This window comes from Acidovorax sp. SRI_002, assembly GCF_057586455.1.
The window spans coordinates 310952-334603 of record NZ_JBYCZW010000006.1; the positions used below are offsets into that span (position 1 = coordinate 310952).

The window sequence follows — 23652 nt, forward strand, 5'->3', positions numbered from 1 at the left end:
TGCGGCGCCTTCCCCCTAGGGGGACGACGCCCTCGCTGCGGGGCGGCCCTTGGCTTGCGTCCCTCGCACTGGTCGCGCCCAGTTCAAACGTTTTGCCTAGTGCCCAGAAAGGATCCAAACCATGACAAATACGCTCTCCTCCGTTTCTCCCGCCGACGGCTATGCCGGTGACGTGACGCCCCAGCAGGCCTGGCAGTGGGTACAGGCCGGCCAGGCGGTGCTGGTGGATGTGCGCAGCGACGCCGAGCGGGAATGGGTGGGGCAGGTGCCCGGCGCCATCGCCGTGGCGTGGAAGCAGTGGCCGGGCATGGCCATGAACGCGGATTTTGATGCGCAGATGCGCACGGCCGTGCCTGAGGGCGCCCGGGCTGTGCTGCTTTGCCGCAGCGGCGTGCGCTCCATCGCCGCCGCGCGCCGCGCTACTGAGCTGGGCATCACGGCCTACAACATCCTGGAAGGTTTTGAGGGCGACGCCGATGCGCAGGGCCAGCGTGGCAAAAAGGGCGGCTGGCGTTTTCACGGTCTGCCGTGGAAGCAGGGTTGATGCTCCCAAAAAAATAGCTGCCAGCGCTTTATAGATAAGCGCTGGCAGCTGGCTCTAAAGCTTGACTTGCCCCGGCGTTCCGTTTGTCTCGGGCGTCGGTACACCCCCGACTCAGGCCAGTGCACCCGTGGAACCGGCTTTGCCGGGCCGCCGGGTGTGTTTCCCTTGGGGGAAGGCGCCGCAGGCGACTCAGGGGGTTACTTCGCCTGCGGGATTCGGAGTTTCTGGCCGGGATAGATCTTGTCGGGGTGGCTCAGCATCGGCTTGTTGGCCTCGAAGATCACGGGGTACTTGTTGGCGTCGCCATAGAACTTCTTGGCAATGGCGCTCAGAGTGTCGCCGCGCACCACGTCGTGGTACTGGGCTTCGGGCTCGGGGTTGGTCACATCCATCAGGTTCTCGACGCTGGTCACGCTGGCCACATTGCCGCAGCACAGGGTGACTTTTTCCTTGGCCGCCTGCGTAGGGGCTGTGCCCTTCACGGTGACTTTGCCTTCCGGTCCTTCAAAGGCCACCTGCACATTGCTGGCGCCCAGGTTCTGGGACGCGATGTAGGTCTCGATGGCCTTGGATGCCTTGGCGTTGAGTTCATCTTGCGTGGGGGCTGCTGCCGTGGCGGCCTGTGCTTCTTTGCCGCCGAACAGCTTTTCGCCGGCTTCCTTGATGAAACTGAAAAGACCCATGTCGTACCTCCTAATGTTGCAGAAACAGGAAGGACCACTGTAGCGGCAATGGGCGGCTGCGTCGTGTCGGACACGGGCGCGACACGATTTTTCACAATTTGTGGGCGGGCAGGGGTGGTGCAGCCCGGGGCTGTCGCCCTCAGGCAGGGGGGCATCGCAAAACTCGGGATAATCCGCCGCATGACTTTTCTGGCCATCGACGTCGGTAACACCCGTCTCAAATGGGCGTTGTACGACGCTCCCCGCCCCGGGGCTGCGCTCATTGCGCATGGCGCCGAGTTTCTCGACCACATCGACCGCCTGGCTGAAGGTAGCTGGGAGTCGCTGCCCCACCCGGAGCGCATGCTGGGCTGCGTGGTGGCGGGCGATGCCGTCAAACGCCGCGTGCAAGAGCAGATGGAAATCTGGGACGTCACCCCCTCGTGGGTGGTGTCCTCGGCGCAGGAGGCGGGGCTCACCAACGGCTACGACCATCCCTCGCGCCTGGGCTCGGACCGCTGGGTGGCCATGATCGGCGCGCGCCACCATGTGTTGGCACGTGGCCCGGCGCGGCCGCTGGTGGTGGTGATGGTGGGCACGGCGGTGACGGTGGAGTGCATCGACACCGAGGGCCGCTTCATGGGCGGCCTGATCCTGCCCGGCCACGGCATCATGCTGCGCGCGCTCGAATCGGGCACCGCCGGCCTGCATGTGCCCACGGGTGAGGTGCGCCCGTTTCCCACCAACACCAGCGATGCACTGACCAGCGGCGGCACCTACGCCATCGCTGGAGCTGTGGAGCGGATGTACCAGCACCTGCTGCAGCACTGTGGCCAGGAGCCCGCCTGCATCATGACCGGCGGCGCAGGCTGGAAGATGGCGCCCAGCATGACACGGCCGTTCGAGCTGGTGGACAACCTGATTTTTGACGGCCTGCTGGAGATTGCCGCGCAGCGGTTTGGGGGCTGAGGGCTTTTGAGCTCCGCATCCATAGCAGCGCGACACGGCAATCTACTGCAAACCTCTGTGCAAAACTGGCGCTGCGCAAGCCAGAGACACCGAGCAAGGGCCGTCCCGCAGCGAGGGTGTCGTCCCCCTTCCCGAATGGCGTAGCCAGTCGAGAGAAGGGGGAAGCGGCAAAGCCGCTCAGGGGGATGCCTCTTACTCTTCTTCCAGTTCAGCCCGCGCCATCTCTACATCCAGCCGCTCCATGGCATCCATGGGTTCAGCGGCGGCGGCCTTTTCGTAGAGCGCGGTAGCTTCCTGCATTTTCTTGTCGCCCTCCAGCATGACGAGCGCATTGGCGTACTCGATCATCGCGATGGCCGATCCCGGGTTGAGCTTGAGGGCTTCCTGAAACAGCTTGAGGCCCGTGTCCTTCTTGGCGCCATAGGTCATGCCGCCAATCAGCGAGCCCACCTTGTCGATCACCTCGGCATGGAAGGCGCCCAGCGCAATGCGCGCATCGGCGTGTTTGGGCGACAGGGCAATGGCCTTCTCCAGCGAGTCCTTCACCTTGCCACCCAAGCCCTGCGCCAGCGCCTTGGCCACGCTGATGCCCTGGCTGTAGCGGCCCAGTGCGTAGGCATGCCAGTACCAGGCGTTGGCGTTGTCGGGCTCCTTGGCGGCCTGGGCCTCCGCCCGTTCGGCCACCTGCATGAACAGGTCCAGGCGCGCCTTCTCCTTCGGCTCCAGGTAGTTGGCATAGATGGAGGTGGCCTTGTTGGCGGCAGTGAGACCCGCGCCACCGGCAGCCAGGCCCGCTGCCGCAGCTTTCTCAAAATCACCGTTGTGGAACAGCGCCCAGGCTTCCAGCGCGGCAGCGTCCTTGGGGCAGGGTTCGGCATCACCGCCATGCAGTCGTGCCCAATGCTTCTTGACGCTCGCAGCGTCAAATTGGTAGTCGCCGGCGTGGGGGAAGGGGGTCCATTTGGCCATGGTGTGTGTCTCCGGAAGTTCTTGCTGGTGGGTGTCTGTGGCGGGTGGGCCGTGTATCAGCCTGGCGCTGGTGCGTAGGCGCCGACCAGCTGCAGCAGGTGGGCGCGCTGGCCGCTTTCGAGGTAGGGCATGAGCAGGTTCAGCACATGGTGGGCTCCGCGCAGCAGCGCGGCCTGGGCGCTTTCGGGCTCCAGTGCACGGCGTGGGTCGCGCACGTATTCGAAGCTCAGCCAGTAAGTGAGCACCACGACCATGCTGGTGGCGGTGGCCTCCAGTTCGCGCGAGTCGATGTGCAGTGCATCTGCGCGGCCCATACCGTCGAGCATGGCGCGCACTGCGCGGGTCTTGTTCTTGAGGATGGCCTGGAAGTGGGTTTCCAGGCGCCGGTTCTTGGACAGCAGGTCGTTGAGATCGCGGTACAGGAAACGGTACTGCCAGATCAGCTCGAACAGCGAGTGCATGAAGAACCAGGCGTCCTCCACATTGCGCACACCATCTGCTGCGGCCAGCAGTTCGGTCAGCGAGGTTTCGTAGCGATCAAACAGCGCGTTGATCAGCTCGTCCTTGGCCGGGTAGTGGTAGTACAGGTTGCCGGGGCTGATGCGCAGCTCGGCCGAGATCAGGGTGGTGGAGACGTTGGGCTCACCGAACCGGTTGAACAGGTCCAGCGTCACTTCCAGAATGCGTTCTGCGGTGCGGCGTGGCGCTTTCTTCACCATGTGTGCGGGCCCCTTCGCGTCGTTTGGCGTCGTTGTTGCGTTGTCTCTGATGGCTACTCTAACCCACGCGGTCATGCTGCAGTGCGACATGAACTTGGGGTGCGTATGCAGTACCTAGGCTGCTTGTAGCGCACTTCATGGGTTTCACCAAAAAAAGAAAAGCGGTCCAAACGCCTTGGCGCGTGGACCGCTTGGAGCGGGCTGGGTGCTTGCCGGTAGCAAGCCGTGATCAGCTGGCCGATGGCGTGCTGGTGGCTGCGTCGGCAGCAGCACGTGTCGCGGTCTTTTTGGCCGCAGCCTTCTTGGCGGGGGCCTTGGTAGCGGGCTTGGCGGCTGCCTTTGCAGGAGCCGCCTTCTTTGCCGCTGCCTTCTTGGCGGGAGCCTTGGCTGCGGGTTTGGCGGCTGCCTTGGCAGCAGCTTTGGCGGGTGCAGCCTTGCTGCCCTTGGCCAGGGCGTCCACACGGGCGCTCAGGGCTTCCAGGTCGCGGGCCGAGGGCACTCCCAGCTTGGCGAGGGCCTTGGCCACGCGGTCTTCAAAGATGTTTTCGAGCTTGTCCCACTGGCCCTGGGCCTTGGAGCCGATGTCGCTGGCCATGGTGGTCACGCGGCTGGTGGCTTCGGTGATCTTTTCTTCGGCCACCGCCTGGGTCTTGCGCTGGATGGTCAGGCCTTCCTTGACCAGGGCTTCAAACACCTTGCCGCCTTCTTCCTGCGCCTTGGAGAAGGCACCCAGGCCTGCCAGCCAGATCTGCTGGGCGGAGTCCTTGACGGTGCTGGACAGTTGGGCGTTGCTCTTTTTCTTGTCAGCGCTGAGTTTCTGCAGTTTCTTGACCATAAGGCCTCCGTGGTGCGGTTGGTTGGGTTTGCCGGGGCGGGTTGCCTTCGACGCATGGCCGCACTGTACGCCGCACGGCGCGACAGGTGTAGGCGCGCGCTCCTAAAAATGTAGAGCGTGCCATCTAGCGGGGGCGTTCGCTGGCCGCCTAGCATCGGCGCGGGTTTCTGCTGAATCGGTGCGCGCAGGCCTTGGGCAAGAATGAAGCTATCTCAGAGGAGTTATCCATGCAGTATTTCGTGACGGGGGCAACGGGGTTCATTGGCAAGCGGCTGGTCAAGAAGCTGCTGGAGCGCAAGGGGGCGGTGGTGCATTTCCTGATCCGCAAGGAAAGTGCGGACAAGGTGGCCGACCTGCGCAGCTTCTGGGGCGTAGGGCCCACGCGTGCGATTCCCGTGTTTGGCGACCTTACCGCCAAGAAGCTGGGCGTGGCGGCGGAAGACGTCAAGAAGCTCAAGGGCCAGATCGACCACTTCTACCACCTCGCTGCCGTCTACGACCTGGGTGCGGACGAGGAAACCCAGGTGGCCGTGAACATCGAGGGAACGCGCAACACGGTGGACCTGGCCAAGGCGATTGATGCCGGGCACTTCCACCATGTCTCCTCCATCGCGGCCGCAGGTCTGTACGAAGGCGTGTTCCGCGAAGACATGTTCGAGGAAGCCGAGGGCCTGGACCACCCGTACTTCCAGACCAAACACGAGAGCGAAAAGATCGTGCGCCAAGACTGCAAGGTGCCCTGGACGGTGTACCGCCCGGCCATGGTGGTGGGTGACAGCCAGACCGGCGAGATGGACAAGATCGACGGCCCCTACTACTTCTTCAAGCTCATCCAGCGCCTGCGCCAGCTGCTGCCGCCCTGGATGCCCACGGTGGGCCTGGAGGGCGGGCGCGTGAACATCGTGCCCGTGGACTTTGTGGTGAACGCGCTCAACGTCATCAGCCACCAGAAGGACATCGGCAAGAAGTGCTACCACCTGGTGGACCCGGTGGGCTACCGCGTGGGCGATGTGCTCGACATCTTCAGCCGCGCCGCCCATGCACCGCGCATGAACCTGTTCGTCAACGCTGCGCTGCTGGGCTTCATTCCCAAGAGCGTGAAGAAAAGCCTGATGGCGCTGGCGCCCGTGCGCCGGGTGCGCAACGCGGTGATGAAGGACCTGGGCCTGCCCGAGGACATGCTCACCTTCGTGAACTACCCCACGCGCTTTGATTGCCGCGAAACGTTGGCCGCGCTCAAGGGCTCCGGCGTCACATGCCCCAATCTCAAGGACTACGCCTGGCGGCTGTGGGACTACTGGGAGCGCAATTTGGACCCCGAGCTGTTCATCGATCGCACGCTCAAGGGCACGGTGGCTGGCAAGGTGGTGCTGATCACCGGCGGATCGTCCGGCATTGGGCTGGCGGCAGCGCACAAGTTTGCTGAGGCGGGTGCGACCACCATCATCTGCGGGCGTGACCAGGACAAGCTCGACGAGGCGTGCTCGGAGGCCAAGGCCAAGGGCTACCAATTCATCGCTTACTCGGCGGACATTGCCGACATGACCGACTGCGACCGTTTTGTGCAGTTGCTCATCGACAACCACGGCGGTGTGGACTTCCTCATCAACAACGCGGGCCGCTCCATCCGCCGCGCCATCGAGTCGAGCTACGACCGCTTCCACGACTACGAGCGCACCATGCAGCTCAACTATTTCGGCTGCCTGCGCGTGACCATGGGCTTTCTGCCCGGCATGGTGGCTAAGCGCAAGGGCCATGTGGTCAACATCAGCTCCATCGGCGTGCTGACCAATGCGCCCCGCTTTTCGGCCTATGTGGCCAGCAAGGCGGCACTGGACGCGTGGACGCGCTGTGCCTCCAGCGAGTTTGCCGACCAGGGCATCACCTTCACCACCATCAACATGCCCCTGGTGCGCACGCCCATGATTGCGCCCACCAAGATCTACAACAACGTGCCCACGCTGAGCCCCGAGGAGGCGGCGGACATGATCGCCCAGGCCTGCATCTTCAAGCCGGTGCGCATCGCCACGCGGCTGGGCATCACCGGCCAGCTGCTGCACGCGCTGGTGCCACGCGTGGCGCAGATCACCATGAACACGAGCTTTCGCATGTTCCCGGACTCCACCGCCGCCAAGGGCAGCAAGGACGCCAAGCCGCAGCTGTCGGCCGAGGCCGTGGCGCTGCAGCAGATGATGCGAGGCATCCACTTCTGATGACCCGCCGGCCCGGGCAGAAATACCCGCGTTGAACTCTGTTACCCGGGGGCCGGGCGGGGTGGGATAATCGTGGGTTCTGCCGAGCAGGCATTTCACACGGCCCTCCCTATGATTCTGGTTACTGGCGGCGCGGGTTTCATCGGCGCCAACTTCGTTCTTGACTGGCTTGCTGCCTCCAGCGAGCCCGTGGTCAACCTCGACAAGCTCACCTACGCGGGCAACCTGCACAACCTGGACAGCGTGCAGGGCGACGCGCGCCACATCTTTGTGCAGGGCGACATCGGCGACACCGCCCTGGTGGCCCGCCTATTGGCTGAGCACAAGCCGCGCGCCGTGGTTAATTTCGCGGCCGAATCGCATGTGGACCGCTCCATCCATGGTCCCGAGGATTTCATCCAGACCAACATCGTGGGCTCGTTCCGCCTGCTGGAGGCCGTGCGTGCTTACTGGAGCGCGCTGCCCGAGGGCGAACGTGCCGCCTTCCGCTTCCTGCATGTGTCCACCGACGAGGTCTACGGATCGCTGGCCCCCACCGACCCGGCCTTCGCCGAGACGCGTGGCTTTGAGCCCAACAGCCCTTACAGCGCCAGCAAGGCCGCCAGCGACCACCTGGTGCGCGCCTGGCACCACACCTACTGCCTGCCGGTGCTCACCACCAACTGCAGCAACAACTACGGGCCCTACCACTTCCCCGAAAAGCTGATCCCGCTGATGATCGTCAACGCGTTGGCTGGCAAGAGCCTGCCCGTGTATGGCGATGGCATGCAGGTGCGCGACTGGCTGTACGTCAAGGACCACTGCAGCGCCATCCGCCGCGTGCTGGAGGCCGGCGCGCCCGGTGAGACCTACAACGTGGGGGGCTGGAACGAGAAGCCCAACATCGAGATCGTGAACATGGTCTGCAACCTGCTCGACGAGCTGCGCCCCCGTGCTGACGGCCAAAGCTACCGCACCCAGATCACCTATGTGAAAGACCGTCCGGGCCACGACCGCCGCTACGCCATCGACGCCCGCAAGATCGAGCGCGAGCTGGGCTGGAAGCCCGCCGAGACCTTCGACACCGGCATCCGCAAGACCGTGCAGTGGTACCTGGACCATGCGGACTGGGTGGCCAGCGTGCAGACCGGCGCCTACCGCGACTGGGTGCAGACCCAGTATGCGCAGGAGGCCTCCGCTGCGGCTGTGACGGGCGTCACTGCATGAACATCCTGCTGTTTGGCAAGGGTGGCCAGGTCGGCTGGGAGCTGCAGCGCAGCCTGTCGGTGCTGGGCTCCGTCACGGCGTTGGACTTCGATAGCACCGAGCACTGCGGTGACTTTTCCAACCCCGCCGGCGTGGCTGATACGGTGCGCGCCCTGCGCCCCGATGTCATCGTCAATGCCGCCGCCCACACGGCCGTGGACAAAGCTGAGAGCGAAGCCGAGTTTGCCCGCACCCTCAATGCCACCACGCCCGGAGCCCTTGCGCAGGAGGCCGCGAAGCTGGGTGCTTGGCTTGTGCACTACAGCACGGACTATGTTTTCGATGGCAGCGGCAGCCGCCCCTGGGTGGAGACCGATACACCCGCCCCGCTGAGCGTTTACGGCCGCACCAAACTCGAAGGCGAGCAGCTCATTGCAGAGGCGGGCGCCAAACACCTGATCCTGCGCACCAGCTGGGTCTACGCAGCACGCGGCGGCAACTTCGCCAAGACCATGCTGCGGCTGGCGCAAGAGCGTGAGCGGCTGACGGTGATTGATGACCAATGGGGTGCGCCCACCGGTGCCGACCTGCTGGCCGATGTGACCGCCCACGCGCTGCGCCACCTGCAGCAGCGCCCGCAGGATGCAGGCCTGTACCACTGCGTGGCTGCGGGTGAGACCAACTGGAATCAGTATGCAATATACGTGCTGGCGCAAGCCCAGAAAGCGCAGATAGCTACAAAAATAATAGCAAAAGAGGTCGCGCCTGTGCCCACAAGCGCATTTCCCACACCGGCCGTGCGCCCCCACAACTCGCGCCTGAGTACCCACAAGCTGCAGTCCACCTTCGGTTTGCAGATGCCCCATTGGCAACAGGGCGTGGCGCGCATGCTCACGGAAATTCTCTGAACGGACCCCAGACCATGACGCAACGCAAAGGCATCATCCTCGCAGGAGGCTCCGGCACCCGGCTGCACCCGGCCACGCTGGCCATCAGCAAACAACTGCTGCCCGTTTACGACAAGCCCATGATCTATTACCCGCTCAGCACGCTGATGCTGGCGGGCATCCGGGACATCCTGGTTATCAGCACCCCGCAGGACACGCCGCGTTTTGCCCAGCTGCTGGGGGATGGAAGCCAATGGGGCTTGAACCTGCAATACGCGGTGCAGCCCAGCCCGGACGGCCTGGCGCAGGCGTTTGTGATCGGGGAGTCTTTTCTGGATGGGGCTCCGAGCGCCCTGGTGCTGGGAGACAACATCTTCTACGGGCACGATTTCCATGAACTGCTGGGCAACGCTCAACAGCGCTCTGCGGGTGCCAGCGTGTTTGCCTACCATGTGCACGACCCGGAGCGCTACGGTGTGGCCGAGTTCGATGCCCAGGGCAAGGTGTTGTCGTTGGAGGAAAAACCTGCTCAGCCCAAGAGCAGCTATGCCGTCACAGGCCTCTACTTCTACGACAACCAGGTTGCGCAGATGGCCAGGAGCTTGAAGCCATCGCCACGCGGCGAACTGGAAATCACCGACCTGAACCGGCTGTACCTGGAGCAGGGGCAGCTCAATGTCGAGATCATGGGCCGCGGCTATGCCTGGCTGGATACTGGCACCCATGAAAGCCTGCTGGAGGCCAGCCAGTTCATTGCGACGCTGGAGCATCGCCAGGGCCTCAAGATTGCCTGCCCCGAGGAAATTGCCTGGCGCGCCGGCTGGATCGACAGTGCCCAGTTGCAGCGCCTGGCACAACCTCTTGCCAAGAACGGCTACGGCCAGTACCTCCAGCGTTTGCTGAACGACAAAGTCTATTGATCCCCCATGCACTCCATCCGGCAATCCATCCCAGACGTTGTCCTCCTTGAGCCCAAGGTGTTCGGCGATAGCCGTGGTTTTTTCTACGAAAGCTTCAACCAGCAGGCCTTCCGGGAGGCCACGGGTGTCCAGTGCGATTTTGTGCAGGACAACCACAGCCGCAGCAGCCAGGGTGTGTTGCGGGGCCTGCACTACCAGTTGCCCCCCAGGGCGCAGGGCAAGCTCGTGCGCGTGGTGCGTGGCGCTGTGTTTGATGTGGCGGTGGATATTCGCAAGGGGTCACCCACCTTTGGCCAGTGGGTGGGGGCCCTGTTGACCGAAGACAACCACCGGCAGCTTTGGGTGCCGCCGGGGCTTGCTCACGGTTTTCTGGTGTTGTCCGAATCGGCTGACTTCCTTTACAAGACCACCGACTACTACAGCCCGGAGCATGAGCGCTGCATTCGCTGGGACGATCCACAGCTTGCCATCGCCTGGCCAGCCGTGGAGGCCGCCATTCAGCTTTCGGCGAAGGATCAGGCGGGGCGCTGGTTCGCTGAGGCAGACCTTTGACGACGGCGCAGGGGCGTGCAACGGGCGGATCTCTGGACCGCCCTGCCAAGCTGCGGATCGCTCTGTTGGGAGCCAGGGGCATCCCCGCGAGCTATGGGGGGTTCGAAACCTTTGCCGAACAACTCTCGATACGCCTGGTGGAGCGTGGCCACGAGGTCACTGTGTATGCAGAGACCAGCGAGTCGTCCGTCGAAGACACCTTCTACCAAGGTGTTCGCGTGCGCCACAAACGTCGGCCCCGGTGGGGAGCTGCATCGGTCCTGGCCTACGACTGTGCCTGCCTGTGGGACGCCCGGCGGGGGTACGACCTGGTCTACATGCTGGGGTATGGCGCTGCCTGGGCCTGCTGGTGGCCCCGGGTTTTTGGGGTTCCGGTCTGGATCAATGTGGACGGACTGGAGTGGGCCCGCAGCAAATGGGGGAGGGTTGCACGCATCTACCTGCGCTGTATGGAGTGGGTGGCCAGCCGGGTGGCCACGCGCCTCATCGCCGATGCCGAGGCCATTGCACAGCGGTTCCGCGAGACTTATCCCAAGGGGGCTCCGTCGAGCTTCATAGCCTACGGCGCCGAACTGGTGCAGGACCGGGACGTGGACCCTTCCGTGCTTTCTGCCTGGGGGCTGAAGCCCCGCCGCTACATGCTGGTCGTGGCGCGCCCGGAGCCGGAAAACCATATCCTTGAAATCGTTCAAGGCTATGAGATGCACGGCGGTGACTGGCCGTTGGTCATCGTAGGGGATGTGTCCGGTGCCACGGCCTACCAGCAACTGCTGAGGCAACATGCCAGCGACCGCGTGCGTTTCGTGGGGGGCATCTACGACACCGGGCAGCTTGCAAGCTTGCGTGTACATGCGGCCTGTTACCTGCACGGGCACTCGGTGGGGGGGACGAACCCTTCGCTGCTCGAGGCACTGGCCTGCGGAAACTGGGTCATTGCGCATGACAACCCGTTCAACCGCGAAGTGGCACGCGATGCGGCCGACTACTTTGCCACCCCCGAGCAACTCGCTCGCAGCCTGGACCTGGTGGTTGGCCAGTCGGACGCCATGCTGCCGCAGCGAAGCCAGCGCGCCCGCGATATCGTGGCGGAGCACTACACCTGGGAGGGCATCGCAGATGCCTACGAGGCGCTGATGCTTTCAGAATGCCGGCCCCACAGCGCTGCAACAACCAGCACGGGGACCGTGTGACTGAGCCGACTCATCGATTGGCCTCACGCGGAGGGGCGGGCGGGGCTGCCCCGTCGCAGTCACCGCTGGTGGATGTGCTGCTGGCTACGTACAACGGTGCGAAGTATCTCCGTGCCCAGCTCGATTCGCTGTTGGCCCAGACCCACCAGAATTTCCGCCTCCTCGTCAGCGATGACGGGTCTTCGGATGACACGCTTGCAATCCTGGAGAGCTACCGGGTACGCTTTGGAGAGCGTTTGGTACTTGTGCCCAACCCCCACCATGGGCAAGGGCTGGTCCGAAACTTTGAGAATCTCATGGTGGCCAGCCTGCATGATGGTGTGGCTGCTTGGGTTGCTTTCTCGGACCAGGACGATGTCTGGCTCCCTCCGAAAATCGAGCTGTGTCTCCAAGAAATGGTGCGAATGGAGCAAGAGGGTGGTGCGGAATTGCCTTGTCTGGTGCACTCCGACCTGACGGTGGTGGATGAGCACTTGGGCGTGATTTCGGAGTCCTTCGCCACATACCAACGTATGGACCCTCTGCAGTGCTCGCCACTTTCGCTGCTCAGCGTGAACCAGGTGACGGGATGCACGATGATGGTGAACCGCACCCTGTTGCGAATGGCCTTGCCCCTCCCGCAGGACACCATCATGCACGACTGGTGGTGTGGCCTGGTGAGTGGAAGCGGCCATAGGCGTTTTGTGCCAACCCCGCTGATCCTGTATCGCCAGCATGGCGCCAACCAGGTAGGCGCCAAGGATCGTAGCCTGAAGACGCGTTTGCTCCGGCTGTTGACGAATGGCCAGGGGATCGTCCGGCGTGTCCGGGTGCTGGGTGGGGCTACCTATCTGCAGGCGCAGGCGCTGCAGCTGCGATTGCGCGCCTTGGGGCTGGATGAAGGCTACGTGTCAGAATACCTTGCGTGGAGGGATGGGCCTCTGAGGGCGAGAATTTTTGGGTATCGCGAATATTATGTGGGCCCCGAATTGGATCGATTAAGCCGCTGTTTGCTGTGGTTCAAGTGATTCACTCCGCCCGAGTGAGACAAGTCGGGCCCGGGTATTGGGTGGTTGGAAGAATGTTCAAAGGCGTTGGTAATGAAGCTCTCGGCTGAAATTGGTGAAGTGGAAAGCGTCGATATCGCTGCGCCCAGGCTCGGTGAGATGCTCCTTGCGGACCAGAAGTTGTCGCGCAATGACCTGGAGAGGGCGCTAGAGGTCCAGCGTTCCATGGGCGGTCGCCTGGGGCGCCTGCTGATCAGTCTGGGGCTGGTGTCTGAGGTGGATGTCTACTCCGCACTGTCCCGGCAGGCCGGATTGCCTTTGGTGCGCCAGGATGCTTTCCCGAAGGAAAAGCCGGAAACTTCGCGGCTGAACACCAGCTTTTTGCTGGCCAACAACCTGCTTCCTTTGGGAAATGCAGAGGACGCTGAGTTAACGCCGGATTTCGCATCGGTGGATCCGAAGAGCGCGGCATTGCGCGATGCATTGCGCCTGGTCTTTGGGGATGTGCCCAGGGTCTTTTTTGGCCTGGAGTCTGAAATATCCAGTCAGCTCAATGCCTGGTACGTCCAGGAGTCGGAGCCGGAAGGAGAAGCCGTTGCGGACCAGTTTGAGGCTTCGGAATTCATCGAGCACCTGAGGGACATGGCCTCGGAGGCCCCCATCATCCAGCGCGTGAGCCATATCCTCTCCCAGGCCGTGGCGGCCCAGGCCTCCGACATTCACATCGAAACCTACGAAGAAAAATCGGTGGTCCGGATACGGGTGGACGGCGAGCTGTACCCCATTGACGAGATTGATAACAAGGATGCCCCCGCTGTGGTGTCCCGCATCAAGATCCTTTCGCAGCTGGACATTGCGGAACGCCGGATGCCGCAGGACGGGCGCACCAAGCTGCGCGTGCATGGCAAGGAAATGGACTCTCGCGTGTCCACCATTCCCACCATGTTTGGCGAATCGGTCGTCATGCGCTTGCTGGAAAAGAACTTCGACCTGCTCTCGTTGGAGAGCCTGCACTTCACGCCACCCACTTTGAAAACCATGCGTCAGCTGCTCAGCGTGCCACATGGGATCTTTCTGGTGACAGGTCCCACAGGCTCCGGGAAGTCCACCACGCTGTATGCCTCCATGCAGGAACTGGAGGGCGAGAACCTCAAGATTCTGACGGTGGAAGATCCGGTGGAGTACCGGCTGCAATGGCTCAACCAGGTGCAGGTCCAGCCCCAGATCGGGCTGACCTTTGCGAAGGTGTTGCGATCCTTTCTCCGTCAGGATCCTGATGTGATCATGATCGGGGAAATGCGCGATGGCGAAACCGCAGAAATTGCGGTGCAGGCGGCATTGACGGGCCACTTGGTCATGTCCACCCTGCACACCAACAGCGCGCTCGGGGCCATCGTGCGGCTCATCAACATGGGTGTGGAGCCCTATCTGATCACGGCGTCCGTCATTGGCGTGCTGGCGCAGCGCCTGGTGCGCAAGCTGTGTGAGGAATGCAAAGCGCCGTTGCTGCCGGACCAGGCGCAGGCGGCCGCAGCCTCCCTGGGCATGGCCATGGAGGAGGGCCAGGTCATCTATCGGTCCGTCGGTTGTTCTGCATGCCGGGGGACCGGCTACCGAGGGCGGTTGGCTGTTCATGAATTGCTGGTAATGTCAGAAGACGTAAAAAAAGTGGTGCTCGAAAGAGGTTCTTCGTTGGGGGGCGGAGATGGCGCCTATGCCGGGGGGAACTTGTTGCAGGATGGCGCCACCAAGGTCTTCAAAGGTCTGACGACTGCGGAAGAAGTCCTGCGCGTTGCGCGTCAAAATGATTGAATTTCAATACGATGGAATCACGTCCGATGGCAAGGCCTGCCAGGGGACGATCCGCGCGCTGAACGTGGAGACCGCGCGACTGCGACTCATTGGGCAGGGCGTGACGCCGGTTCGTATTGCAGACGAGTCGGCAGCAGTTGCCCAAGATGAGCCGCAAAGCCGGGGGGGCAAGCTCAAACGTGGCGAGATCCTCTTGTTCAGCCGCGAGATGGCCCACCTCAAGCAGGCCAACATGCCGCTGGACAAGGCGCTGGTAATGCTCAAGGAGACGGCCAACACGGAGCGGCTGAAAGCCTTCATTGCCAAGGTCGAGGAAGGGGTGCGTGGCGGTAAGTCTCTGTACCAGTCGCTGCTGCCGTTTGAGCGGGATCTTGGGCGCCAATATCTGGTTCTGATTCGGGCGGGGGAAACTTCTGGTTCGCTGCATGTGGTTCTGAAAGAACTCACAGTGCAACTGGAGGCAGAAGACAAGCTTCGCAACTACGTCATTTCCTCCATGACGTACCCCGTCATCTTGCTGATTGTTGCGGTGCTGTCCGTCGTGATGCTCCTGGCATTTGTGGTTCCCCAGTTTCGGGAAATTTTTGATTCCATGGGCGACAAACTGCCTTACTCCACGCGCTTGGTGGTCGATCTCAGTGATCTGATCCGCTCGCACTGGATGGCAATCCTGTTAGGCTTGACGGTGGTCTTGTTCCTGGGCTCCCGCTGGGGCGCGACGCCTGCGGGGCGGTTGCGCGTTGACAGTGTGCTGTTGGACCTCCCCCTGTTCGGCAAGGTGTTGCGGAATCTGCAGTTTGCTATTTATTTCCGCACCTTCGGCATCTTGCTGCAGCGGGGTGTACCCATGGTGGATGCGTTGCGCATTGCTGTGGACACACTGACCAATACCGCATTGCGCAAGGATATTGAACCTCTGGTGGGCATTGTAAAAACAGGCAAACGACTTTCCACAGGGTTTGTCTCTCCTTACTTCGGGAAATCCAGCACCCCGCAGCTTATTCGGGTTGCTGAGGAAACAGGGCAGCTTGATATTACTCTGCTGGGTTTGGCAGATCGTTACGAGGATGAAGGTCGGCGTACCATGGGGCGTGTTTTGGCAGCCATGGAGCCCTTGATTATTATTGTTTTGGGGGCCTTGGTTGCCTTCATTATTATTGCGATTCTGGGTGGCGTTTTGTCGATCAACGACACAATTTGATTCTGGATTATTTGAGAGATTTTGAAATGAATGTAGTGAATTTTGAACACAAAGCAATGGCGCGAGCGCAGCGTTCCTCCGGGTTCACGCTGATTGAGTTGCTGGTGGTTCTGGTGATTCTGACGTTGCTTGCCGGGCTGGTGGGCCCGAAGGTGCTTGATCAACTCGGCGGTGCCAAGTCCAAGACGGCCCGCATTCAGATCTCGGAAATTGAGCAGAGTCTGGACCTTTTCAAGCTGGATGTCGGCCGTTATCCCAATGATGCGGAAGGGCTGCGTGCCCTGGCAGAGCGGCCTGCAACGGCCCAGGGATGGAATGGTCCCTACCTGAAGAAGGGCCTGCCTTCTGATCCTTGGGGTGCCGCCTATTTGTACAAAAACCCGGGACGCAATGGCGGGCCCGACGTGTTCTCTCTGGGGTCCGACGCCAAGCCGGGCGGTGACGGTGAGAACGCGGACGTTTTTAACTGACGCTCTGTTGCGCTTTCCACTCCCCAGTGCCGTCTGGTGACTTGTTTCGCATGAGCCGCCCTTTGTTGGCGTCAGACCTCCGCATCCGTGGCTTCACGTTGTTGGAGATGCTGGTCGTGCTGGTGCTGGCTGCCATTACTGTCTCCGTGGTAGGGGCGGGCGGGCAGGCGTACATGGAGCGGTCACGCTACAACCAGACGGTACGGGATGTTTCCAGCCAATTGAACAAAGCGCGTGCGCTCAGCGTCCAGGAAGGCCGTTCGGTGACCGTGACCTACCAGTCAGACATTCGCAGGCTGGTGGTTGACGGGCGCCTGGCCCTGGAGGTGCCTGCATCACTGGTGGTCCAGTGGGAAGCGATTGAACGCAATTCGCGGACTGGCAAAACTGCAACTGCCGTGGGAGAACCTATTTTTGTGTTCAATTCCGACGGCGGCGCACGTGGCGGACGGCTTGCAGTGCTAAGAGGTGGGCAGGGCGTCAGCTTTCGCGTGAACTGGCTCCTTGGGACGGTGGAGCAATCCATGGTCGCGGCCCAGTCATGACCGTGACGTGCTGTCTGTTGCCCCTGATTGATCCTATTTTCAAGTCATTCAGGCGAGCGCCACGGAATCAACGGGGGTTCAGTTTGCTGGAGGCCTTGGTCGCCATGGCAATTGCTTCCATTGCGCTGGCAAGTCTTTACCGCAGCGTGGGGCAAGGCTCCAAAAATGTGGTGGATGTGGAGGCTCGGGTGGAGGCCTCTCTCGTGGCCAGGTCGGCAGTGGCTGCTGGAACCTTTGCAGAGGATTTGATGCGACAGGATTCCGGGCGGGCAGGCGATTGGAATTGGCGGATTCAGGTGGCGCCCGAACCGGTCCAAATGATGGACGAGAGTGGTCGCCCGGTGGCCGGGCCACCTGTGCGTGCGGCAAGGGTGACCGTAGAGGTCAGTAAAGATGGAGTGACGGCTGTCACATGGACCACATGGAAGCCCTACAGGTCTGCACCATGACCCACTCTTTTCGAAAAACTTCCCATGGTTTTACCTTGTTGGAGTTGCTGGTCGCATTGGCCGTGACGTCCGCAGTGGTCGCTCTGATGTTTGCGGGCGTGGGAGTCATCGGGCGTTCGGAAGAGCGCAACCAGCGCGTCATTGAGCGCTCTGAACGCATGTTGGTGGTCAGCCAATGGCTTGGGCGCAAGTTTGACACCCTGCGCTTGTTGAGTCGGCGCGACGAAAACATCTTTGTGAATTTTTTTAGCGGAAATGCTGCGGGTGCGATCTGGGTGGCGCCATTGCCGGAGCGGGGGGATGCTGGGGGGCTCTATGTATTTCGCATGAGCCCCCTGCGCCATGCCGATGGGCGCGTCGATCTGTCGGTAGAAGCCGTTCCTTATGACGGAGCACTGATGGCGCTGGACTGGGGCAAGGCTTTGCGCGAAACACTTCTGTCGGATGTGCGAACGCTTCAGTGGCATTACCAGGACGGGCTGACGGGTCTGTGGACTCAGCAATGGGACTCTGCCAAAGCGCAGTACCCCGCACGTATCCGGGTGGAAATTGCCGATGCGCGCGGAGACTGGCCTCCTCTGGTGTTCCCTCTCGCGAGGGCAAGGTGATGAAGCGGTCGAAACACGGCAGCCGGGGCGCAGCGCTGATTCTGGTGCTGTGGCTGGTTGCGTCCTTGTCATTGGTGGTGATGGCGAGTTCACGGGGGATTCGCCAGCAAACGCAGCGCGCAGGGCTGGATTTGGAACGCTTGCGCGCTGAGTCCGTGCTGGACGCCGCGATCCAACTGACTGCGCAGCGAATGATGACCGAAAAGACCGCAGACAGTTGGTACCGCATTCAACGTTTGCCAATGGGGTCGAATGACATCTGGGTGGAGATCACGCCCTCTGGAGGGCTGGTAGACGTTAATGTCGCCAGCGAAGCTTTGCTGCAGGCGCTCTTTCAAAGAGCTGGAGGGCTCTCCTCGGGGGAGGCTGCCATCTTGACCTCACGTGTGCGGGACTTCATCGACCCTGACGACACGCCAGGTGGGGTGGGCGGGGCTGAGGCTGCCCAATACCGCGCTGCTGGCTGGCCCTCCCTGCCTCGAAATGGCGCGCTGGATGACCTTTCGGAACTGAGATCAGTCCTGGGAATGACGTCTGAGCTCTATGAGATAATCGCGCCCCACTTGGGTATCAATGGGCAGCAACGCATCGAAATCGATTCAGCCCCTCCCGCCCTGATCGACGTCCTCACGGGACAGCCAGGTTTGGGGGCGCGCATTCACAACTCCCCACCGGAAACGCGGGCTGGCGTGCTTTTGACAGGAGCTGCAGCCGAATTTTTCTCGCCTGCCCGCGCTGGAGGCGGTCTGACAGTGCGCCTCAATGCTTTTGTGCGGGCTGAAGGTGATCGCTGGTGGCAGCGTGAGGCATGGATCGATCTCAGCGAGCGTCCCGGTGGTCTGACGCCCTGGACAACGCTCTCTTTGGAGCCGACACGCCGCTTAAACAAGTCGGAACAGGAATTCAAGCCATGACAGGTTGGGGGCAGCTATCTCTTCGTGCGCAAAAAACACTGGACCGAATGGCATGGGGTTTCGGTGATCTCAAGCGCGTTCTCATGGAGCATGGCGCCTGGCCTGCAGTCGCGAGTGCAGCCATTGCGTCCGACGGAGGGCGTTGGACCATCACTGGAACCCGTGCCCGCAAGCGCGCCAACAACCGAAAGGCTTCCAGCCTGCTGGTACCGGAGTCCGGCTGTCTTTGGGGCACCGTGCAGTTGCCGGATATGCCGCGGCGCTCGTTGGCAGGCGGCGTCGAAGAAGCCCTGTGGCGGGTCTCTCCCATGCCGCCGGAACAGATTGTGGCGGCATGGTGGGCAGAACCTCAAGCCCAAGGTGGTTGGATGGTGGAGTGGGGCATGTGCCGACGCAACACCCTGGCCGAGCAATTGACGCAGCACGGGTTTGCCGAAAATGCCCCTGTGTATCTGATGCGCCAGGGACGCGCGCTTCCCGTCCGTACAGCGGCGTGGCAAAAGCAGTACAACCGCCAGCGTTGGATGGATTGGTTGGGGGTGGGGCTGGTGCTTGTCCTGCTCGCCGCACTGTCATTGCCGGCACTCATGCCTCTGGTCTTGAAGCGCCAGGCGGTGGTCCGCGCTGTGGAGCACGTCAACATGCTGGAGCCCAAGGCGGCTCCCTTGCGCCAGAAGATGGATGAACTGCGCCGCCAGGCAGACTTGGCGGAAGAGCTTCGCAAGAACATCAGTACGGACCTGCCTCTCGCCAGTGTCGTGGATGCGCTTTCCGCCGCTATTCCTGCCGACACCTGGCTGGATCGCATCGAAGTCAACGGTAGCGAAATCCGGATCACGGGCTTGACGGCTAACGCTACCGAACTTATTGGGCATCTAGGGCGCCAGCCTGGCTTGGTGGATGTGCGCGCCACCGGGGCAAGTGTGCGCGACGGCACGCTGAATAAAGAGCGCTTCACGTTTGAAATGCGCTGGCGGGGCGAGGGAGCAAAACCATGAAAATGAATGTATGGCGCCGTCATTCGGTGGTTTTGCTGCTGGTGCTGTTTGTTGGCGCCTTGGCTTGTGCCGCTCTGATTTACAGCACTCTCTGGGCGCGTTACAACAACGCCCTGCAACAACTGGAGCCCCGCAGCGAACGCCTGGAAGGGGTGGTGAACGCCGGCGCTGAAATCGAAACCCTGCTCAGCGCTGCAAGCAGTACAGTGGCCCCGCTGGTGCACCCTGCTGGCGAAACTTCTCAAAACGATATCCAGCAGAAGCTTCGCCAGATGATCATGGCTTCTGGCGGCACGCTGGTTTCGTCCCAAGTCGCACTGGAACCTGGGGTGGATGGCAAGCTGGCGCGCATACGCTTGACGGCAACCGTGAATGGTGAATGGGTCAAGTTGGTGAGTTTTATGGAAAGTCTTCAGACGCACCGCCCTCCTTTCTGGGTGCGCACCGCCAACATCACGCGTGAGGGGGCAAGTTCTGGCGCGGGTCCGCAAAATGCACGCCTGTCTTTGCAGCTGGAGGCCCCCTTGGCACCAGAAAAGGCCAAGCCATGATCAAACCTTGGTACGTCGGCCCCGTCCTGGGTGCCGTAGCTGTGGCTGCGAGCGCTTACTGGTGGCATACCGAAAAAGAGCGCTGGAACCCGCCGCAAGCGCGCCGGCCCGATCTTCCAAAGGTTGAGCCCATGCCCCCTGTGATCAAGGTCCGGGCAAAGCAGGCAGTGGAGCGCCCCTTGTTGTGGGCATCGCGGCGCCCGGTGGCGGTGGAAGAAAAAAAGACCAGTTTGGTCACGGAGTTGCTGCAGGCGCGCCTCACTGCAGTATTTGAGTCTGGCAAGGAGCGTGTGGCCATCTTGCAGCGCCCCGATGGCAGCACCCTCAAGATCACCGGGGAAACCAAACCCTGGCGAGTTGAGTCCTTTGATGGCCGCAAGGCTCTCTTTGTGTCAGCTGATGACCAACGTGTAGAGCGCCCGCTGGAAGCGGGAAGTGCGGCGGCCGTGAAAGCCGGACCGATCGGTGACCGCCTGCGCAGGCCTGCAACAAATCAATAAGCCCTAGCGGCGTACCCCAATATTGGAGCTATCTCTATGAATATTCGGCCATCCATCCTCTTGCTCGCATTGCTGGCGGCAGGCTGTGCCAGCACGCAGGGAGGTCCTGCGGCGTCCGGAGTTGCGGACTCCAAGGTCGCAGTTGGCGGAGCACCGGGGCCATCGCAGCCTGTTGCAGCTGCGGCTGCGCCAGTGGCGCCAGGCCCTGCACCGGCAGCGTCAGCGCCCAAGGAGCAGGCGCAAAAGAATGCTTCTTCCAGCACCAAGCTTTATCCTGGCAACGACCAGTTTTTCAAGCGCGACAAGGCGCCTGCGATCGATCCCGTGCTTGCCAAGGGCGACAAGGTGGCACTCAATTTCGAGAATGTCACTGTCAGCAACTTGGCTACAGCGTTGCTAGGAGACCTGCTCAAGCTCAACTACACCATCGACGCTGGTGGCGAAACGGTGGTGAGTCTGCATACGCGCCAGCCGCTGCTGCGCAGTCAGGTTCTGGATGTGCTGGATGCGGTGTTGTTGCCCCACGACTTGGCCATCGTCCGTGACAACGCGGGGGTCTACCATGTGACCAAGCGTACCGTTACCGTGGGCGCGCGCCCGGTGGTGGGGGCGTCCAAATTCAAGGATCTGTCGGGTGCCGGGACGGTTATCGTTCCCTTGAACCACATTGCAGCGGCCGAGATGGCCAAGATTCTGGCGCCTATCGCACCCCGTGAGGCCATCGTCTACGTGGACTCCCTGCGCAACCTGCTGGTGCTGCAGGGCAGCAAGGCCCAGTTGGGTGGTTGGCTGGAAATGGTGGAAGCGTTCGACGTGGACTTTCTCTCTGGCATGTCGCTGGGTGTGTTCGTGTTGGAAAACGCCAACGTCAACGTGGTACGGGATGCCCTGCAGGCGATGCTAGGCTCCGACAAATCCTCCGATCCCTATGGGGGGGCTGGTGCCGCACCTGCGGGGGGGGCGCCTAGCACGTCGGGTGCTGCTGCAGGTGGTGCGGCCGCAACTGGTGGTGCCAGCGGTGCCGGCGCCCAGATGGCGACCCCTTTGGGTGGCTTGATTCGCGTCTTTCCCGTTGAGCGCCTGAATGCCCTGGTGGTGGTCACGCCGCGCAGTCATTTATTGGCCCAAGTGGAAACCTGGATCCGTCGCCTGGACCGTCCCACCGATACGCTGGAGGCCAGCCTGTTTGTGTATCCGGTGCAAAACGGGTCGGCATTGCAGCTGGCGGAAATGCTCAATGGCCTTTTTGGCGGGCAGTCCGGGCAAACCGGCTCGGGTGGTGTCGCGGCGGGCTCGGCGCCCACGCAGTTCTCACGGGGGGCGGGGGGCTCCGGTCTGGGTACGGGCAGCACTGGCAATACGGGCAGTTCCAGCGGCCTCTATGGCAATAGCAGCAGTTCCGGCACTGGCACTGGCAGTAGTCCTATGAACGCAGCGCTGGGTGCTGGCGGAAACAGAACTTCTTCGAACAACACATCCCTTACGTCAACGAGTCAACTGGATGGCAACGTGCGTGTGGTTGCGGACGAGAAGCGCAATGCACTCCTGATTCGCGCGCCGCGCACCGAATACCGCCGCATCGAGCAGGCATTGCGCGAGCTGGATAGGGCTCCAATGCAGGTGTTGATTGAGGCCAGCATCGTGGAGGTGAGCCTCACGGGCAACCTGGAATATGGCGTTGAGTGGTACTTGCAAAACGGTCTTAGCAGGGGGCGTCAAGGTGGGGCGCTTTTGGACCTCGACACTAGCGGGATAGGCCCCAAAGTGCCTGGTTTTTCGTACACCATCAGCAAGGCGGATGTGGTTCGCGCCACGCTGAACGCCGTTTCCACAAAATCGCAGGTGCGGTTGTTGTCCAGTCCATCGATCTTGGTTTTGAACAATCACACCGCCAACATTCAGGTCGGACAGCAACAACCCATTCTGACTTCAACGGCGGCCGCTACGGGCAGTAATTTCATTACTCAGTCCATTACATATAAAGACACAGGGGTGCTGCTCTCCGTAACGCCATCTGTCAATGCCGGGGGGTTGATCTCTATGGATATCTCTCAGCAAGTCACAGATGTGGGTGAGAGGGACGTTGTGACAAGTCAGAGGTCCTTTCAGACCCGGCAAATACAAACGCGTGTCGCAGTGCGTTCCGGCGAGTCCATCGTTCTGGGTGGGTTGATCCGTGAAAATGATACCAACAGCCGTGCCGGTTTGCCGGGGCTTGCAGACGTCCCATTGTTGGGAGCCTTGTTTTCAAATACGAAAAATGACCGCAACCGCACGGAGCTGCTAGTCCTAATGACGCCCCGAGCCTTGGAGGACGATGACCAATTGCGTTCGGCCAGTGCGGAGATGCGCGAACGCATGCGCTCCTTGTCCTTGCAGGCCCAACCCATGAGTTTCCGCCCCCCAGATGCCCAGTTGCAACCTTCGCGGTGACTGCGCCTGGCTGCTATGGCCCTAGCCAGCGTAGCGTATCCCATATATAGATAGTCAATCAGGAGATTCTTTACATGGCAAAACCTGTTACCCGTCGTCATCTCGTCGCGACCTTGGCAGCGCCTGCGGTTTTGGCGGTGCTGGTGGGCTGTGCCGCCACTGGTGGTGCTGTGGTGTCGGCTGAAGATGACCAGGCAGCACTTCTAACGCGCGCAAAAGCGTATTGGGGGCTCATTCAGAAAAATGACCGTGTAGGCGCTTGGGCCTATGAGGAGCTGTCCAAAGACCCGAATGCAACGCTCGAGGCCTACCTCAAGCGTGGTGGCATTGCCTTTGACGCCGTAGAGGTCCGTGGCGTACGCAGCATTGAAGGCGACCGCGCACTGGTCAATGTGTGGATGCGCTACTCGTTGCCATTGCTGCGCGTGAAAAAGCAAGAGGCTGTCGCCGAAGACGAATGGCGCCGCATCGATGGCGTGTGGCACCATGTGCAGCGCCGTAGTGTCATGTTTCCAACAGCCCAGTGATACTTCGTTGTTT

General features: G+C 61.8%; 25 protein-coding genes. 21 read left to right on the top strand and 4 right to left on the bottom strand.

Translation table 11 applies throughout. The features are described 5' to 3' along the window. Positions 1–121 precede the first annotated feature (121 nt). Positions 122–544 carry a rhodanese-like domain-containing protein gene (locus tag AC2YJX_RS18320; RefSeq protein ID WP_487256886.1) on the top strand — a complete coding sequence of 141 codons (423 nt, stop codon included), beginning with the start codon at positions 122–124 and terminating at the stop codon, positions 542–544. Positions 545–741: 197 nt separating this feature from the next. Here the strand turns inward: AC2YJX_RS18320 and lysM are convergent, their stop codons facing one another. Further along, complete coding sequence (gene lysM, locus AC2YJX_RS18325) at positions 742–1227, bottom strand: peptidoglycan-binding protein LysM (protein WP_055396847.1); 486 nt, start codon at positions 1225–1227, stop codon at positions 742–744. 180 nt (positions 1228–1407) lie between these two features. Between lysM and AC2YJX_RS18330 the strand changes: the two genes are divergently transcribed. Next, a complete protein-coding gene (locus AC2YJX_RS18330) occupies positions 1408–2175 on the top strand; it encodes a type III pantothenate kinase (protein ID WP_055396845.1) in 768 nt (255 codons plus the stop codon). 192 nt (positions 2176–2367) lie between these two features. On the opposite strand, the gene AC2YJX_RS18335 is transcribed toward AC2YJX_RS18330, so the two are convergent. The 3 genes from AC2YJX_RS18335 to AC2YJX_RS18345 form a co-directional block, all read right to left on the bottom strand. Next, positions 2368–3144, bottom strand: a complete 777-nt coding sequence (locus tag AC2YJX_RS18335; protein WP_218298890.1) for a tetratricopeptide repeat protein — start codon at positions 3142–3144, stop codon at positions 2368–2370. A gap of 56 nt (positions 3145–3200) precedes the next feature. Then, the gene (locus AC2YJX_RS18340) at positions 3201–3863 is read right to left on the bottom strand and encodes a TetR/AcrR family transcriptional regulator (RefSeq protein WP_121422226.1); all 663 of its coding nucleotides are present in this window, start codon (positions 3861–3863) and stop codon (positions 3201–3203) included. 229 nt (positions 3864–4092) lie between these two features. Beyond that, entirely contained in the window at positions 4093–4698 is a 606-nt protein-coding gene (locus AC2YJX_RS18345) for a phasin family protein (protein ID WP_121507617.1), read from the bottom strand. Between the two features lie 227 nt (positions 4699–4925). Here AC2YJX_RS18345 and AC2YJX_RS18350 point away from each other — a divergent pair, with 227 nt between their 5' ends. From AC2YJX_RS18350 to AC2YJX_RS18440, 19 genes are all read left to right on the top strand, one after another. After that, positions 4926–6911 carry an SDR family oxidoreductase gene (locus AC2YJX_RS18350; protein ID WP_487256887.1) on the top strand — a complete coding sequence of 662 codons (1986 nt, stop codon included), beginning with the start codon at positions 4926–4928 and terminating at the stop codon, positions 6909–6911. A 111-nt stretch (positions 6912–7022) separates the two neighbouring features. Next, on the top strand, positions 7023–8117 hold the full coding sequence (gene rfbB, locus AC2YJX_RS18355; protein ID WP_487256888.1) for a dTDP-glucose 4,6-dehydratase: 1095 nt from the start codon (positions 7023–7025) through the stop codon (positions 8115–8117). Further along, complete coding sequence (rfbD, locus tag AC2YJX_RS18360) at positions 8114–9004, top strand: dTDP-4-dehydrorhamnose reductase (RefSeq protein ID WP_487256889.1); 891 nt, start codon at positions 8114–8116, stop codon at positions 9002–9004. The genes rfbB and rfbD overlap by 4 nt, the downstream gene beginning before the upstream one ends. A 14-nt stretch (positions 9005–9018) precedes the next feature. Then, positions 9019–9903: a glucose-1-phosphate thymidylyltransferase RfbA gene (gene rfbA, locus AC2YJX_RS18365; protein WP_055396830.1), complete on the top strand. Its 885-nt coding sequence runs from the start codon at positions 9019–9021 to the stop codon at positions 9901–9903. Positions 9904–9909: 6 nt separating this feature from the next. Then, positions 9910–10455, top strand: a complete 546-nt coding sequence (gene rfbC / locus AC2YJX_RS18370) for a dTDP-4-dehydrorhamnose 3,5-epimerase (protein WP_431151801.1) — start codon at positions 9910–9912, stop codon at positions 10453–10455. Next, entirely contained in the window at positions 10452–11645 is a 1194-nt protein-coding gene (locus tag AC2YJX_RS18375) for a DUF1972 domain-containing protein (RefSeq protein WP_487256890.1), read from the top strand. Before rfbC ends, AC2YJX_RS18375 begins: the two co-directional genes overlap by 4 nt. Before the next feature lie 68 nt (positions 11646–11713). Continuing rightward, positions 11714–12652, top strand: coding sequence for a glycosyltransferase family 2 protein (locus tag AC2YJX_RS18380; protein ID WP_487256891.1), 939 nt, complete (start codon positions 11714–11716; stop codon positions 12650–12652). A gap of 72 nt (positions 12653–12724) precedes the next feature. Further along, a complete protein-coding gene (locus tag AC2YJX_RS18385; protein WP_487256892.1) occupies positions 12725–14443 on the top strand; it encodes a GspE/PulE family protein in 1719 nt (572 codons plus the stop codon). Next, on the top strand, positions 14436–15644 hold the full coding sequence (locus AC2YJX_RS18390) for a type II secretion system F family protein (RefSeq protein ID WP_121422233.1): 1209 nt from the start codon (positions 14436–14438) through the stop codon (positions 15642–15644). Before AC2YJX_RS18385 ends, AC2YJX_RS18390 begins: the two co-directional genes overlap by 8 nt. Positions 15645–15670: 26 nt before the next feature. Next, positions 15671–16114: a type II secretion system major pseudopilin GspG gene (gene gspG, locus AC2YJX_RS18395; protein ID WP_055396821.1), complete on the top strand. Its 444-nt coding sequence runs from the start codon at positions 15671–15673 to the stop codon at positions 16112–16114. 50 nt (positions 16115–16164) lie between these two features. After that, a complete protein-coding gene (locus tag AC2YJX_RS18400; RefSeq protein WP_121422234.1) occupies positions 16165–16659 on the top strand; it encodes a GspH/FimT family pseudopilin in 495 nt (164 codons plus the stop codon). Beyond that, positions 16656–17108, top strand: coding sequence for a type IV pilus modification PilV family protein (locus AC2YJX_RS18405; protein ID WP_055396819.1), 453 nt, complete (start codon positions 16656–16658; stop codon positions 17106–17108). Before AC2YJX_RS18400 ends, AC2YJX_RS18405 begins: the two co-directional genes overlap by 4 nt. Beyond that, the gene (locus AC2YJX_RS18410; RefSeq protein ID WP_487256893.1) at positions 17072–17716 is read left to right on the top strand and encodes a prepilin-type N-terminal cleavage/methylation domain-containing protein; all 645 of its coding nucleotides are present in this window, start codon (positions 17072–17074) and stop codon (positions 17714–17716) included. The genes AC2YJX_RS18405 and AC2YJX_RS18410 overlap by 37 nt, the downstream gene beginning before the upstream one ends. After that, entirely contained in the window at positions 17716–18630 is a 915-nt protein-coding gene (locus AC2YJX_RS18415) for a type II secretion system minor pseudopilin (protein WP_121422236.1), read from the top strand. The genes AC2YJX_RS18410 and AC2YJX_RS18415 overlap by 1 nt, the downstream gene beginning before the upstream one ends. Continuing rightward, positions 18627–19628 (top strand): PilN domain-containing protein, encoded by a 1002-nt coding sequence (locus AC2YJX_RS18420; protein ID WP_121422237.1) that lies wholly within the window; start codon positions 18627–18629, stop codon positions 19626–19628. The genes AC2YJX_RS18415 and AC2YJX_RS18420 overlap by 4 nt, the downstream gene beginning before the upstream one ends. Next, positions 19625–20179, top strand: a complete 555-nt coding sequence (gspM, locus tag AC2YJX_RS18425) for a type II secretion system protein GspM (RefSeq protein WP_199727039.1) — start codon at positions 19625–19627, stop codon at positions 20177–20179. Before AC2YJX_RS18420 ends, gspM begins: the two co-directional genes overlap by 4 nt. Beyond that, a complete protein-coding gene (locus AC2YJX_RS18430) occupies positions 20176–20679 on the top strand; it encodes a hypothetical protein (protein ID WP_228897412.1) in 504 nt (167 codons plus the stop codon). The genes gspM and AC2YJX_RS18430 overlap by 4 nt, the downstream gene beginning before the upstream one ends. 36 nt (positions 20680–20715) lie before the next feature. Further along, positions 20716–23112, top strand: coding sequence for a type II secretion system secretin GspD (gene gspD, locus AC2YJX_RS18435; protein WP_487256894.1), 2397 nt, complete (start codon positions 20716–20718; stop codon positions 23110–23112). 74 nt (positions 23113–23186) lie between these two features. Next, complete coding sequence (locus tag AC2YJX_RS18440) at positions 23187–23639, top strand: hypothetical protein (protein WP_487256895.1); 453 nt, start codon at positions 23187–23189, stop codon at positions 23637–23639. Positions 23640–23652 lie beyond the last annotated feature (13 nt).

Excerpts from the sequence above, each read along its gene's own strand:
- gspD (WP_487256894.1), top strand. The coding sequence starts at position 20,716 with ATGAATATTCGGCCATCCATCCTCTTGCTCGCATTGCTGGCGGCAGGC.
- AC2YJX_RS18330 (WP_055396845.1), top strand. The coding sequence starts at position 1,408 with ATGACTTTTCTGGCCATCGACGTCGGTAACACCCGTCTCAAATGGGCG.
- AC2YJX_RS18430 (WP_228897412.1), top strand. The coding sequence starts at position 20,176 with ATGATCAAACCTTGGTACGTCGGCCCCGTCCTGGGTGCCGTAGCTGTG.
- lysM (WP_055396847.1), bottom strand. The coding sequence starts at position 1,227 with ATGGGTCTTTTCAGTTTCATCAAGGAAGCCGGCGAAAAGCTGTTCGGC.
- gspM (WP_199727039.1), top strand. The coding sequence starts at position 19,625 with ATGAAAATGAATGTATGGCGCCGTCATTCGGTGGTTTTGCTGCTGGTG.
- rfbA (WP_055396830.1), top strand. The coding sequence starts at position 9,019 with ATGACGCAACGCAAAGGCATCATCCTCGCAGGAGGCTCCGGCACCCGG.
- AC2YJX_RS18410 (WP_487256893.1), top strand. The coding sequence starts at position 17,072 with ATGGACCACATGGAAGCCCTACAGGTCTGCACCATGACCCACTCTTTT.
- AC2YJX_RS18385 (WP_487256892.1), top strand. The coding sequence starts at position 12,725 with ATGAAGCTCTCGGCTGAAATTGGTGAAGTGGAAAGCGTCGATATCGCT.
- AC2YJX_RS18320 (WP_487256886.1), top strand. The coding sequence starts at position 122 with ATGACAAATACGCTCTCCTCCGTTTCTCCCGCCGACGGCTATGCCGGT.
- AC2YJX_RS18400 (WP_121422234.1), top strand. The coding sequence starts at position 16,165 with ATGAGCCGCCCTTTGTTGGCGTCAGACCTCCGCATCCGTGGCTTCACG.
- AC2YJX_RS18405 (WP_055396819.1), top strand. The coding sequence starts at position 16,656 with ATGACCGTGACGTGCTGTCTGTTGCCCCTGATTGATCCTATTTTCAAG.
- AC2YJX_RS18390 (WP_121422233.1), top strand. The coding sequence starts at position 14,436 with ATGATTGAATTTCAATACGATGGAATCACGTCCGATGGCAAGGCCTGC.
- AC2YJX_RS18340 (WP_121422226.1), bottom strand. The coding sequence starts at position 3,863 with ATGGTGAAGAAAGCGCCACGCCGCACCGCAGAACGCATTCTGGAAGTG.
- gspG (WP_055396821.1), top strand. The coding sequence starts at position 15,671 with ATGAATGTAGTGAATTTTGAACACAAAGCAATGGCGCGAGCGCAGCGT.
- rfbD (WP_487256889.1), top strand. The coding sequence starts at position 8,114 with ATGAACATCCTGCTGTTTGGCAAGGGTGGCCAGGTCGGCTGGGAGCTG.
- AC2YJX_RS18335 (WP_218298890.1), bottom strand. The coding sequence starts at position 3,144 with ATGGCCAAATGGACCCCCTTCCCCCACGCCGGCGACTACCAATTTGAC.
- rfbB (WP_487256888.1), top strand. The coding sequence starts at position 7,023 with ATGATTCTGGTTACTGGCGGCGCGGGTTTCATCGGCGCCAACTTCGTT.
- AC2YJX_RS18440 (WP_487256895.1), top strand. The coding sequence starts at position 23,187 with ATGGCAAAACCTGTTACCCGTCGTCATCTCGTCGCGACCTTGGCAGCG.
- AC2YJX_RS18420 (WP_121422237.1), top strand. The coding sequence starts at position 18,627 with ATGACAGGTTGGGGGCAGCTATCTCTTCGTGCGCAAAAAACACTGGAC.
- rfbC (WP_431151801.1), top strand. The coding sequence starts at position 9,910 with ATGCACTCCATCCGGCAATCCATCCCAGACGTTGTCCTCCTTGAGCCC.
- AC2YJX_RS18350 (WP_487256887.1), top strand. The coding sequence starts at position 4,926 with ATGCAGTATTTCGTGACGGGGGCAACGGGGTTCATTGGCAAGCGGCTG.
- AC2YJX_RS18415 (WP_121422236.1), top strand. The coding sequence starts at position 17,716 with ATGAAGCGGTCGAAACACGGCAGCCGGGGCGCAGCGCTGATTCTGGTG.
- AC2YJX_RS18345 (WP_121507617.1), bottom strand. The coding sequence starts at position 4,698 with ATGGTCAAGAAACTGCAGAAACTCAGCGCTGACAAGAAAAAGAGCAAC.